Source organism: Halohasta litchfieldiae (assembly GCF_002788215.1).
Taxonomy (GTDB): Archaea; Halobacteriota; Halobacteria; order Halobacteriales; family Haloferacaceae; genus Halohasta; species Halohasta litchfieldiae.
In genome coordinates this window covers 2,079,609-2,092,656 of the sequence record NZ_CP024845.1, presented here as the reverse complement: position 1 = coordinate 2,092,656, position 13,048 = coordinate 2,079,609, and the positions used below count along the sequence as shown (strand labels likewise).

Annotated in this window: 11 protein-coding genes; 3 read left to right on the top strand and 8 right to left on the bottom strand. The window is 60.1% G+C overall.

Annotated features, from left to right (window positions below; genetic code table 11):
* Positions 1 to 185 precede the first annotated feature (185 nt).
* Positions 186 to 494 carry a non-histone chromosomal MC1 family protein gene (locus HALTADL_RS10625; protein ID WP_089672016.1) on the bottom strand — a complete coding sequence of 103 codons (309 nt, stop codon included), beginning with the start codon at positions 492 to 494 and terminating at the stop codon, positions 186 to 188.
* Positions 495 to 731: 237 nt separating this feature from the next.
* Here HALTADL_RS10625 and HALTADL_RS10620 point away from each other — a divergent pair, with 237 nt between their 5' ends.
* Both HALTADL_RS10620 and HALTADL_RS10615 read left to right on the top strand, forming a co-directional pair.
* Positions 732 to 929: a hypothetical protein gene (locus HALTADL_RS10620; protein WP_089672013.1), complete on the top strand. Its 198-nt coding sequence runs from the start codon at positions 732 to 734 to the stop codon at positions 927 to 929.
* A gap of 60 nt (positions 930 to 989) precedes the next feature.
* Positions 990 to 2,048, top strand: a complete 1,059-nt coding sequence (locus HALTADL_RS10615; RefSeq protein WP_089672011.1) for a quinone-dependent dihydroorotate dehydrogenase — start codon at positions 990 to 992, stop codon at positions 2,046 to 2,048.
* Between the two features lie 53 nt (positions 2,049 to 2,101).
* Here the strand turns inward: HALTADL_RS10615 and HALTADL_RS10610 are convergent, their stop codons facing one another.
* Complete coding sequence (locus HALTADL_RS10610) at positions 2,102 to 4,768, bottom strand: valine--tRNA ligase (RefSeq protein ID WP_089672009.1); 2,667 nt, start codon at positions 4,766 to 4,768, stop codon at positions 2,102 to 2,104.
* A gap of 141 nt (positions 4,769 to 4,909) precedes the next feature.
* On the opposite strand from HALTADL_RS10610, the gene HALTADL_RS10605 reads away from it, so the two are divergent.
* Entirely contained in the window at positions 4,910 to 6,643 is a 1,734-nt protein-coding gene (locus tag HALTADL_RS10605) for a sensor histidine kinase (RefSeq protein WP_089672007.1), read from the top strand.
* Here the strand turns inward: HALTADL_RS10605 and HALTADL_RS10600 are convergent.
* The 6 genes from HALTADL_RS10600 to pheS all read right to left on the bottom strand — a co-directional run bounded on the left by HALTADL_RS10600 (position 6,640) and on the right by pheS (position 13,001).
* The gene (locus HALTADL_RS10600) at positions 6,640 to 6,909 is read right to left on the bottom strand and encodes an ABC transporter substrate-binding protein (protein WP_089672005.1); all 270 of its coding nucleotides are present in this window, start codon (positions 6,907 to 6,909) and stop codon (positions 6,640 to 6,642) included. The genes HALTADL_RS10605 and HALTADL_RS10600 overlap by 4 nt on opposite strands.
* Positions 6,910 to 6,960: 51 nt before the next feature.
* The gene (locus tag HALTADL_RS10595; RefSeq protein WP_089672003.1) at positions 6,961 to 7,428 is read right to left on the bottom strand and encodes a hypothetical protein; all 468 of its coding nucleotides are present in this window, start codon (positions 7,426 to 7,428) and stop codon (positions 6,961 to 6,963) included.
* A 138-nt stretch (positions 7,429 to 7,566) separates the two neighbouring features.
* Positions 7,567 to 8,589: an AIR synthase family protein gene (locus HALTADL_RS10590; protein ID WP_089672001.1), complete on the bottom strand. Its 1,023-nt coding sequence runs from the start codon at positions 8,587 to 8,589 to the stop codon at positions 7,567 to 7,569.
* A gap of 72 nt (positions 8,590 to 8,661) precedes the next feature.
* Entirely contained in the window at positions 8,662 to 9,678 is a 1,017-nt protein-coding gene (locus HALTADL_RS10585) for a DHH family phosphoesterase (protein WP_089671999.1), read from the bottom strand.
* Positions 9,679 to 9,744: 66 nt separating this feature from the next.
* The gene (gene pheT, locus HALTADL_RS10580; protein WP_089671998.1) at positions 9,745 to 11,496 is read right to left on the bottom strand and encodes a phenylalanine--tRNA ligase subunit beta; all 1,752 of its coding nucleotides are present in this window, start codon (positions 11,494 to 11,496) and stop codon (positions 9,745 to 9,747) included.
* Entirely contained in the window at positions 11,496 to 13,001 is a 1,506-nt protein-coding gene (gene pheS / locus HALTADL_RS10575) for a phenylalanine--tRNA ligase subunit alpha (RefSeq protein ID WP_089671995.1), read from the bottom strand. Before pheS ends, pheT begins: the two co-directional genes overlap by 1 nt.
* Between the last annotated feature and the right edge of the window lie 47 nt (positions 13,002 to 13,048).

Here is a 13,048-nt window from a genome sequence, read left to right as displayed (position 1 = left end):
TACTCACAGCTACACACGAAGTTCAGGACTGCAAAATGTAGCGCGGCAGGAGATCGAGCGGTCATCCCTTGCTTTTACAGCCGGTCCCGTCGGGTGAATAGCCGCGCACGTGAGACTCACCCCGAGGGAAACTAAACAGTATCGCTGTCGACACGCCCAAAAGAATCAGTCAGAACTGGCCGCAGTCACTCCTCGAGATGTTCGATCCCTTGTTTGGAGACGTTGGCCTCTGTGATCTCTTCGGGCATCCAGTCGGGCTTGTTGTCGGGTGCCTCCTCGTTCCATGCCCAGCCCTCATAGATGTGAACCTTGTCTGTACCTTTCTCGCGGAGCTCTAAGTCGACAGGGTCGGCTGCATCCTCCGATGGAGCCGGTTCAAGCCGCCGTGCGGCCTTCAGTGCAGCCTGTCGTGGTGTGTTTCCGGAAAACACACTTTCTTCGTCCCCGTCATCCTGTCGTAGTGCAAAATTGCGTTTACCATCTTCACGTACCATGGTTTTACTCACCATGCCAACCGAAGACATAGTTGAATATAAATATATCGGGGAAATGAGTACTCTTCGGCCAAACTTTTAAATACAATCATGCCGCCGCCGGTTGATTTTGGGTCGGTCCATGCTCGCTGATGGGGGTTTTCGCGGCTGATCGACGTACCGCGCGGTATCGAACCCTAAGAATCGGTAAACAACACTTATGTATTCGGTGTGGCGAAGTGGAGACAGACACCCGCGATGGTTCGCAAAAAAAAGCTTAGCCCGAGTGGCGCGAAAGACGAAGACGGCGAGTATCACAACGTCCACGTCAATCTCCACGAGGACGAACTCGCAGTCGCTGGGATGGATATTGGCGACGAGGTATTCGTCCGCGTGCGTGATGGGAAGATAATCATCCAGAAAGCGGATGCCGAGGACGTCGAACACGATTTCTAACGCTTCCATCGAACCGCGGCTTCGGGAGGTTAATTGCGGTGGACTTGTTGACACCATCTAATGCGTCCCTACAGTCTTGCAAAGCCAGTTTTGTTTTCCCTACCGCCGGAGACAGCCCACCGCACGGTCCACACCGGGCTCCGATCGGTCCAACAAACACCGATTGTCGACCTCCTGCGTCGACGGTATACAGTCACTAACCCCAGACTAGAGACCACTGTGTTCGGACTCGACTTTCCAAATCCAGTTGGTGTCGCGGCCGGCTTCGACAAGAACGCCGAGATCCCCCGAGTCCTAGAAGCCCTCGGCTTCGGCCACGTCGAAATCGGCGGCGTTACCGCTGAGCGCCAGCCGGGCAACCCCAGACCGCGGATGTTCCGCCTGCCAGAGGACGAGGCACTCATCAACCGGATGGGGTTCAACAACGAGGGTGCCGACCGAATCGGTCGACGGCTCGACAGCGAGCCACAGCCAGAGGTCCCGCTCGGTATCAACATCGGGAAATCGAAGTCGACTCCGTTGGAAGAGGCGGCCGACGACTATCTCTACACGTACGAGCGCGTGGCTGACGCGGGCGACTACTTCGCAGTCAACGTCTCGAGTCCCAACACCCCTGGTCTTCGATCGCTCCAGAACCGTGAGTCCTTGGAGGCGATTCTTGGGACACTGAAAGACGCCGGTGCCCAGCCACTTTTGGTGAAGCTATCGCCGGATCTCCCCGAGCCAGCCATCGAAGACGCACTTGCAGTCGTCGACGAACTGGAGTTGGATGGCGTGATTGCGACGAATACGACGACAAGTCGACCCGACTCCCTCAAGAATCCCAACAAAGCCGAGTCGGGTGGCCTCTCCGGCAAGCCGATTGAGGGCGAGGCAACCGAGTTAATCCGGTTTATCGCCGAACGGACCGATACCCCAATCATCGGTGTCGGTGGGGTCAGTGATGCAGAGGGAGCCTACGCCAAGATTCGGGCGGGCGCGAGTATCGTTCAGCTGTATACGGCTCTCGTCTTCGAGGGGCCATCCATCGCGCGGGATATTAATGAGGGCCTACTGGAGCTGTTGGACCGGGATGGGTTCGACTCGATTGATGAGGCAGTCGGTGTCGACGTAGAGTAGCAGGCATAGTAGACGTAGCAGGCGACTACTAAAAAGAAAGCCAGCGCGGTTCGCTATTCTTCGGAGACGATGACGATGGTATCGCCAGCTTCGAGCATCTCACCCTCACCGACGTACTGGCGTTCGCGGTGGACCTCGAAGAAGTCAGCGCCGAGTTCCTCGCCAGCAACGTGGAGTTCGTCGTTAGTGAGTTCGTAGTCGCCGGATTCGATTCCGTCTTCGAGATCAGGCACCTGCGAGCCGTACTCCGGCCCGACCTTCGAGTAGTCGAGTTTGATCTCGGTAATCACGGATTCGATCTCGGGTTCAGCGTCGAGTACAGTGAGATTGTCGACGTGCATCACACCGCGGATGTCGTCTTCGAACCCTTCGATTGGACCGTAGACGTCGACTGCTGCCAACTCGGCGTTGAGCGGGAGCTGACGGTCACTTTTGTACTTCCGGAGCGCGCTGACGACCGACATGGCGGCGTTGCCACCTTCGCGGTCGGCCTCGATGCCGAGCGGTTCTGGCCACGCCGAGAGATGGACGCTTCCGTCGTCGTACATATCCTGATATAGTTCCTCAGTAACGTGGGACAGCTGTGGGGCAAACAGTTTGAGGAACCGCTTGTGGGCGGTTCGGAGCGTGTAGGCCGCCGAGGGGTCCTCACCCTCGTCGAGTCGCTGTTTGGCGATTTCGAGGTAGTCATCACAGAAGGTTCCCCAGAAGAAGCTCCGCAGGCCGTCGCGGGCCTTCGAGAACTCACGGGAGTCGAGATAGTCGGCGGTTTGCTGGATTGTCGCATCGAGCTCGGCCAGCAGCCAGCGGTCGATCCCGGTAAGTTCGTCGGGTTGGTCGACCATCTCGGGCGCAAGCGATTCGACGAGCTTCGAGGCGTTCCAGAGCTTCCGGATCAGCTTCTCGCCCGCGCGGAGGCCCTTTTCCTGATACGGCAGGTCGTCACCAATCGCGCTTCCGGCGGCCCAGAATCGGGCAGCGTCGACCGGGTATTCGTCGAGAACAGCGTCGGGGTCGACGACGTTCCCCTTCGATTTGGACATCTTTTCGCGGTTCTCGTCGAGCACCATTCCGTTGATCATCGTCGAGTCGAACGGCACCTCGTCGGTGTGTTCGTAGCATTTGATCACGGTGTGGAACAGCCAGAAGGAGATGATGTCGTGGCCCTGTGGCCGGAGATCCATCGGGTAGATCTCAGGGCGTTCCATCGTGAACTCCTCGTTTGCTTCGTCCCAGTCCCACCCGGCGTTAATAAGCGGGGTGAGGGAGGAAGTCGCCCACGTGTCAAGGACGTCGTCTTCGGCGACGAAGTCACTGCTGCCACACTCGGGACAGGCGTCGACCGGTGGCTCGTCGGCCAGTGGGTCGACTGGGAGATCGGCCTTGTCGGCGAAGATTTCGTGATCGCAGTCCCCACAGTACCAGACGGGGAACGGAATCCCCGAGGATCGCTGCCGGGAGATACACCAGTCCCACTCTAGACCGTCGATCCAGTGTTTGTACCGCGTGAACATTTTGTCCGGGAACCACTCCATTTCTCGCCCGGCCTCAAGGTACTCCTCGCGTTTGTCGAGGACACTGACGTACCACTGCTCGGTGACGCGGTACTCAACAGGGACATCGTCGCGCTCGTGGACCTGTACGACGTGGTTGATGGCGCGTCGGTCGCGGAGTCGACCTGCCGCGTCGATATCCTCAACGATGGCCTCGCGGGCCTCGTGGGTGCTCATCCCTTCGTAGTCGCCTGCGAGGTCGGTCATCGTTCCCGACTCGTCGATGGCAACGCGGAGGTCCAGATCGTGGGCCTGATACCATTCGATGTCAGTCTGGTCGCCGAACGTACAGCACATCACGACGCCGGTTCCCTTCTCCATGTCGACCCGCTCGTCCTCGTAGATCGGGACCTCGTGGCCGAAGACGGGCACCTTCGCAGTGCCGCCGACGAGATGGGCGTTGCGGTCGTCGTCGGGGTGGACGAACATCGAGACACAGGCTGGGATCAGTTCCGGCCGCGTGGTCGAGATGACGATGTCGTCGCCCGGCTCGGTTGCGGTGTCGTACTCGTAGTCTTCGTCGTGGGCTTGGTCGCTAGGTTCGCCGCCGCTTTCGACGAGTTCGAAGGCGATGTCGTTGAAGTACGAATCCTCCTCGTGGTCTTCGGTTTCGACCTGTGAGATGGCGGTTTCACACTCCGGACACCAGATCGCGGGAGCCTTCTGACGGTATTCGCGGCCCTTCTCGTAGAGATCGAGGAACGAAAGCTGCGAGATACGCTGGACCTCCGGAGAGATCGTCTGGTAGGTGTTGTTCCAGTCGATGGAGATCCCCATCGCCTGCATCTTCTCGGTGAAACTGGCCTCGTACTCCGCACAGACGGCGCGACATTTCTGCTGGAACTCGTGGCGGTCGAACTCTTGGTGCCGAATGTCGAGTTCGGATTCGGTGAGTCGCTCGGAGGCGATCCCGTTGTCGTCGTAGCCGAAGGGGTAGTAGACGTCGTTGCCCTGCATGCGCTCGAAGCGGGCGACGATATCCTGCAGGATCGTCCCGTAGACGTGACCCCAGTGGAGGTTTCCGGAGACCGTCGGCGGCGGCGTGTCGACGGAGAACGTGGTGTTTGGATCGGTCGACTCTGCGGGATAGGCGTAGGTTTCGTTGTCGACCCACTGCTGTTGCCACTTGGGCTCGACAGCGTCTGGATCGTACTCTCCACTGGGCATTAGTCGGCGAAAGACGCTGGGGGGACTAATGTTAATCGGCTCGGAGCGACAACCGGAGCTTACAGCGAGACGGCACAATAAATATCAATTCTGAAAACCGGTCCAGATCACTTATTTAAAAGGAGCAATGTAAGAAACGTAGTGTTCGAAGCAGTCCCATGGCCGGCGATTGGATCGTTTTTTGCCGGACTCGTTTCGGTGTTGTTCCTCGGCTACCTGTGGCCATACCGCGAGGAGCGCGGAGCGACGTTTTTCATGGGCGTCATCGGCTCCGTGACGCTCTGGACGGTCTCCTACGGCGTGGCCTTACTGGTGTTCGATCCCACGCTACGATTTCTCTTCGAGATCCCGATCTGGCTGGGGACCAATTTCACCGCCGTGTTTTTCCTAGCGTTCGCCCTCGAATACACGGGTCGAACCCAGCTCGTCCGGTCGTGGATGATGGCCGGACTCGTTGCCATCCAGCTCCTGTCGACGGGATTGATAGCGACGAACCCACGCCACGGGCTGGTCTGGAGCGAGTACCGCGTCGAAGAGGTCGCGGGAGTCGCTGGGGTAGCGGTGACGAACGAGCCACTGCTGTATATCGTCCTGCTGGTGACAATGATGATGACGGCCGCCGGGATCGTCCTGTTGGCCGATGCGTTTGCGAGCTACGGCCCGCTGTATCGCTACCAAACGCTGGCAATTGGGCTGTCGCCGGTCCCCGTTATAGTCGGGAGCCTCCCGTGGATCCTCCAGATCGGTCCCGTGCCGCAGCTCAACTTTGCACCCCTGCTGTTTCCGCTCCACCTCGCCCTCGACATGTACGCCTTTTTCCGACGAAACATGTTCGAACTCACACCGGCTGCACGGCGGGCTGGCGATCAGACCGCCATCGACGACCTCGGGATCGGCGTACTGATCGTCGACGACGACAAGCATATTATCAATATAAATCAGAAGGCCGGAGACATACTCGGCCAAGAGCGGACCGCGATTCTCGGCAGCCCGCTCGACTCGGTGTGGGCCGAGATCGACCTCACGCGTGAGAGCCAGCGGATTCGACAGCCCGCTGACCGTCGACAGCGAGAGTATGCGGTGTCGGTGTCGACGATTTCTGACTCCGGCGGTACGGAGGTCGGCCATACGGTGACCCTTCAAGATATCACGGCGGAACGACAGCGCGAACAGCGGCTTGCGGTCCTCAACCGTGTCCTACGACACAACCTCAGAAACGACCTCAACGTCGCCAGCGGCTATCTCGATATCGTCAGCGAGCAGAGCAACGACGAGCAGGTGAAAGATATGTTGAGTGTCGCATCGAGAAACGTCGACGACGTCCTCGCCCTTGGCGAGAAAGCCAGAGCAGTCGAACGAACACTCGACTCGAAAGAGCTGGGAACCGAACCAGTGGCGGTCAAACCACTGCTCGACGAGATCACGGCCACACTCACCGACGAATACGGCGGAACAGTCGACAACCGAGTACCCGAGGAGCTTCGGATCGAGACCAACCCACAGCTGCTGAAAAGTCTGTTTACGAACCTCATCGAGAACGCACTCGAACACAGCACGAAAAACAAACCAGCAGTCACCATCGACGTGGTCGTCGACCGGGCTGTCGCGCGGTTCGATATCCGAGACAACGGACCAGGGATTCCGACCCATGAACTCGACGTAATCAGTCAGGGCAAAGAGACCGATCTTGAACACGGCAGTGGGATCGGCCTCTGGCTCGTCACATGGGCCAGTACGGCACTCGATGGATCGGTGTCCTTCGAGACCGGAGAGGATGGGACGACAGTGACGGTGACACTGCCGAACGTCGTCGATCAGTCAGCCAACGGCGAGGCGAAGGCGAGCGAGGAACAGCCACCCGCAGCGACCGACTAGCGGTTGGTTTCGAGACAGCTGTTGGTGTACAGAGCAGTCGTGTCGAGTTCTGCGGCTGGGATCAGGTTGCCGTCGACAGTGGTGAGTATCTCGTTTTCGGCAAGCCAGTCGACGAAGGCCAGCGTCTGTTCGTAGTCGTCTTCAGCCGGTGAGTGGATCGAAAGGTCGACGTCCCGATCCGCATAGTACCCCTTCGCTTGAGCGACGTAGAATCCCGTGTGGTTCGTGTTCGGTGTCCAGTCGAGAGCGAGGTCGATAGTCGACATTCAGTGGTGGTGTCAGTTGGAGGTCAAAAAACAGTACTGATCAGTCGACCGTTACTCGTCTCGGAGGGTGCCACCGATCACCAGCGCTGCGCCGATGATGACGAGGTTCTTGATAATGTACTGTCCCTCGACGGTGAGGCCATATGGGAACGTGGTGAAGACAACCTCGGGAAGCAGAACGATGGGGAGGAACGTCCCCGGCAGTTGGACGAAAAGCAGGACGATCCCGAGGCGGATCAGTGGGCGGTAGAGCAGACAGAGCCCGATCACAACCTCCCAGACGCCGAGGACAGGGACGAACAGCGCGGGGTCGACAACGTAGACGGTCGCCGCAACGAGTTCGCCCGCTGGGCTGATACCGAAGATCTTGAGCGCGCCGAACCAGATGAAGATGACCGCGATTGCCACCCGCAGGATGGGGACGCCCCAGCGTTCCATTTCGGCGGTGATCGCGTCGTCGACGGTTTCGAGCCGTGAGCGAACGGTTCGGGCCTCTTTGAGAATGGTCTGTGTGGACATTGAAACACCGAGACAGCGGGTCGACTGCCTCACCGAGTATAGGTGACGGCCGATGAAGTCTGTTCTCCTCGGTGACATGAAAACGTCGCTATCCGGTAGTGGCCCCGTAGACACTGGCTACGGACGAGTAGTCGACAACTACTGGTCGGATGGCCCGGCTTCAAGCAGGGCCTCGTAGACCGGCCACGAGGAGTCGCCGTCAGGTGGCTGTGTCGACTCCCCATCGCGGACGACACCGGAGCCAGCCTCGACCTGACCGATCACTGCGGCCGTCGTCCCTCGGTCTCGGAGCGTACGCAGGACCTCGGCTGAGGAATCAGGGTCGACGGCAATCAAAAGCGAGCCGGAACTCGTCGCAATCCATGGGTCCATCCCGAGTGTCTCACAAAGCGCGAGCACGTCGGGATCAGTCGGCACGCGGTCGGAGTCGACGCGTAACTCGACACCTGCGCCACTGGCCACCTCGTGGAGCGCACCGAGCAGCCCGCCCTCGGTCACGTCGTGCATCGCAGTCACGCCACCGGCGTCGGCCACAGCGAGGGCGTCACGGACGCCATCGAGATCATCAAGTCGGCTGGCAACGCGAGCCAGCAGTGCGTCGTCGCAGTCGATCTGGTCGGGAAACAGTGAGGCAAGCAGTGCGGTGGATTCGACCGCGGGGCCGGTCGTGAGAATCAGGTCGTCACCCGGAGTTGCACCGTCGGGGCGGATGATGTCGTCGTGGTCGCCGACAGCCAGCGCAGTTGCAGCGCCGACCCACGGGAACGAACAGCCGGCATATCGGGCGGTGTGGCCCGTAACGATGTCGACGCCGAGATCGGCACACTCGTCGTGGATGGCTCCCCAGAAGATCGCAAACTCCTCGTCGCTGAGTTCGGGTGGGAGCGTGAAGCCGATGGCGAGATGCGAGGGTGAGAGGCCCGAGACCGCGACATCTGCGAGGATAATCCGGATGGCGAACCGGCCAGCACGCTCGAAACCGAGTTCGGGCAGAATCGAGACCGGATCGGTAGCGATGGCGAGGGCGGTGCCATCGATGTCGATTACGCCGAAGTCGACGCCGTGTTTGGGGCCGACCGAGACATCCGACCGGTTGGCACCGAGCCGTGGGGCGATCTGTGAGCGGAAGAACTCTCGGCTTATTTTTCCCGTCGACGGCATATGTCGGTAACAGGAAAGCGGTTGGTTTGGATGCGTCGACAGCGTTGCAGACGGTCGAACCGTCGAACAGGATCAGTCGCCCGTGTCGGGTAGATCGAGTTCACTGAACAGACGCGCCGTCACGACACGGTCGACGATCTCCAGCAACTGCTTGTCGTCGGTGGTGTAGTCCGCAAAGATCCCCAGCGGGATCTCACCGCCCGCAACGTCGTTGTGTCCGCCGGCGCTTCCCACGTCGTCGAAGGCCTCCCTGAGCACGTTGCCGACGTGAACCCGTGGATCGGGCGACCGGGCACTGAGGTGGATCGAGTCGTGGATGATGCCGAAGACGATCACCGTTTCGACGCCCTCCAGCGTGGCGAGATAGTCAGCGGCCTGCGGGACCGCATCCCGTTCGGTCGTCCGGCCGACGTGAGAGACGAGCACCGCCGATTTCGTCGACCGGTTGCTGATCGCTGTCGCAATCGCATCGAGGGTCGCCCCTGAAACCGAAGGCGTCGACAGCGTCTGGAGCAGATCAGCGTCCGCGTAGTCGGTGAGATAGCCCGCCGCGTCGTACTCCGCACTGGTCGCCCCACGGAGGAAGTTGAGCGTCTCACGCCGGATCGCAAACAGCAGTGCAGTCCCAAGCATGGCGTCGGGTTCGATATCAAGGGTTCGAATGTACTGGGTGAGGATCGTCGCCGCCGCGCCGATCTCTTCGCGGTGGTCGACGAACCGAGCCTCAATGTTCTCGGCCGGATGATGGTCGATCACGATATCGATAGGCGTCCCTTCGGGAACGCGGTTGTTCGCACCGGGTATCGAGTGGTCGACGAACGCGACAAGCGAGTCCGGCTGGCGGTCGGTGAGCGTATTGGGATCGAACGGTTTGAGATCGATATCGAGCAGCGTGACGAACGCCCGGTTCTGTTGGTGGGAGATGTCGCCGCTGTAGAGGATCTCCCGCTCGTTGATCCCGGCATCGGCAGCAATCTGGCCCAACGCAAGCGCGCTTGCCAGACAGTCCGGATCGGGGTTGTTGTGACAGACGATGTGGAGTTCGCGGCCCTCGGCGAGGAGATCGTAGAGGTCGTGGGCAGCACTCATTACTCGATAGATGGTTGCCACGTACTTAGGCGTACGTCGCATTCAGTCGACAGAAACGCTGAGTCGCTACTCGGAGAGCGCGTCAAGTCGGAGTTCGAACGCCGCGACCGGCAGTTCGAGATCGTGGTCGACCAAGACTTGTGGGTGAATCTCGCCAATGACACCCACTGTCTCGCCGTCGATCACGACATCGGCAACGCGACCCGGGATGAAGCTCGGATGCTCGGTCGCCGGGGTTTCGAGGTCGACGTCGAAGTCCTCACAGAGCGCGGCAAGTCGCGCTTTGGCGTCCTCGTAGGTCGCGTCGTGGCGGGCCACGACCGCGCCAACCGAGCGCCATTCGGCGACATTGGTGTTTTCGGTCTCGTCGACTTCCGCGGCCAGCCCAATCTCGGCCAACTCCTGCGGATAGGCTCGATGCGTATTGTTTTCCAGCACCATCAGCAGCGACGGTAGCACCCAGCTTCGGAGCTGTGTGTAGTCCTCACTGTACGGACCAGTGATCTCGACTGGCTCACCTGCACCGACAATATCGGTGCCGGGTTCGATGTTGAGTCGGTCGTAGTTGGCTTCCCCGGAGATCATATGGAAGTTCAACAGGTCCTCGAAGCCCAGTCCAACGAGACTCGCGCGGGTGGCGTCTTCGAGGCGGGTGCGCTCGTGTCGACCACCCACGGTCCCGACGTCGGGATAGTGTGGCTCCAGTTCGTTGAAGCCGTAGGCCCGACCGAGGTCATCAATCAGATCCATCGGATGCAGTACATCCACCCTGTTGGGTGGGATTTCGACCTCGTATATCGTCTCCTTAGCGTCGACGGATTCGTCGACCGACGCCGAGAGTCCAGCGCGCTCGAAGAGATCCAAGACGGTCGACCGGTCGAGATCAATCCCGAGAACCGTCTCGATACGGTCGTGGCTGAGGCTCTTGGTCCGGACTTCGAAATCAGGTCGGACGAGGGTTTGGCCGTAGTTGTCATCAGCCGCAGCCGCGCTGGCGTACTCGATGTCGACTTCTTCGATGGTGCCACCACGCGCCGACAGCGCATAGCAGATGATGTTGCAGATGTGGTCGATGGTCCACTGATCGGTCCCGGTGAGTTCGATGAGGAGATCGCGGGATTCGGGTTCGACCTCGGTTCGTTTGCCGTTGATTACTGGCGGGAACGAAAACAGGCCGAGTTGGTCGTAGATGGCGGGATACTGCTCGAAGCCATCCAAGAGGTCGGCGTATTTTTTGCCGGTCTCGTGGGATGCGAGCACTTCGGTGGGCGTCATCTCGGCGTCGGATTCGAGCGGGACGAAGCTGTCGCCCTCGGGGTCAATGCCTTTGTATGTGATCGAGGGACCCCCCTCGTCGTCATCGTAGGACTGGCCCTTGACCATCGTCAAGTCGTGAATTCCGATTGCGGCCTTGGCTCGCTTGCGACCCATCGTCGCATGGAGTTTTTCCTGCAACTGGATCAGCGAGTCGAGGGCGTCTTCGGTCAGGTTCACGTCCCGGACGACCGCACCGGTGACGTACGGTCGACCATCGGGGACGCTCTCTTCGACGTGGAACGTCCAGTCGGGGTCGTTCGTGTTGGGGACATACAGGCCGCGGTCGTCGCCGTACTGGTAGCGAAGCGACCGGGCGACGCCTTCGACCGAGAGGCGATCGAGGCGGTCGGGCGCGAATTCGAGTTGCATGAATCCCTCCTCGGTCTCGCCTTCGTATTCGAGGCCGAGATTGAACAGGTCATCTTTGAGTTCTTCGTCGGATTTCTCGTCGTGGCCAGTCAACTTGCGGAGTTCGTCAGGGTCGACGTCGACTACAGGCATTAGTAAACCACCTCCGTCTCTCGCAGCAGTTCAAGATCACACAGCGTCCCGTGAACATCGCGGATGTCTTCGAAGCCATACATAAGCATCAAGAGTCGTTCGAGGGCGAGCCCCCACGCCATCACATCACACTCGATTCCGAGCGGTTCGAGCACTTCAGGGCGGAACATCCCGGAGTTGCCGATCTCGACGAGTTCGCCCGTGGTCGGGTGGGTGCCGAACAGTTCGAAGGATGGCTCCGTGTATGGATTGTAGTGGGGTTTGAACTGAATATCCGTAATCCCGAACTGCTTGTAAAACTCCTCGAAGGTGCCCATCAGGTCCCGAACAGAGAGATCCTCGGCCATCACCCAGCCCTCAATCTGGAAGAATTCGAGCAGGTGAGTCGGATCGAGCGTGTCGTTGCGGTAGACCTTCTCGACCGAGAAATACCGCTGCGGTGGGTCGATGTCCGCACCCGCAAAGCCGGAGAGATACCGCATTGATAAGGAGGTCGTGTGACCCCGGAGGGCAACAGCTTCAGCAAAGTCACGGCTCCAGGGTGAATGATAGCCCTCACCATCGTCGCCGACACCGTTGCGATGGGCCGACTCGACGCGGTCGACCAACTGGTCGGGGAGATCCTGAATCCCCGGCACGTCGAGGGCGAACCGATCCCAATGCGTGCGCGCGGGGTGATCTTGTGGCATGAATAGACAGTCGTTGATCCAGAAGTCGGCGTCAGCATGGGGACCGTCCATCTCTTTGAAGCCCATCCCAACCAGTACGTCCTTGACGCGGTCAGACGTCTGCCGGAGGATGTGCTTGCGACCACCCTCAACGCGTGGTGCGTCAGCTTCCACATTGTACTCGGTGAACTCGACATCTTCCCACTCGCCGCTGGTCAGCATTTCGGGGGTGAGTGCGTCGACCGTTTCGGCGACCTCGATGCCTGCTTCGAGAGCGGCTGTGCCCTCGTCGGTCGGCTGGATCGTGCGAACCGTACGCTCGCTCTGGACGATCAGTTCACGGCGTTCGAGTTGATCGAGGAGATCAGTATCGTCGACAGAGTCGCCTGCGGCCAGCGATTCGAGGGCAGCCTGTTCGGGGTCGACGTCGGGGTCGGCATCCGGGTCGGCGGTGACGTCGCCCGAATCAATCACGCCGTAGCCTTTGCGCGCGAAGTTCGACAGCGCGATGTCGACCTGCGGGCCGCCGAGGCCCGATGCGCCGATGAGTTGGCCCATCGACACCGGTTCGTCGTCGGCCCCGGCGTCGATTGCAGCACGGTAGAGCCGAATCTCAGGGAGGCCGTCATCGAGATACTCGTGAGCCTCGTCGGTGAGTTCGGCGTCGGTGTCGGTCGTCTCTTCGACAGAGACGAGTCCCTCGTCGCGGAGGTCGAAGGCCGCACCGGTGACGGAAGCAGACTTGAGTCCTGTTTCGTCGGCCAGCCGGTCGACGGTCGGTTCGTCGGTCGTGTTCGCGGCGTCCAACACCGCGAGTTGAGAGTCCGGGAGTCGCATCGCTTGTTGGAGGGAATGAGAAGGGTCGACAGTTAGCGTTTGCGAAG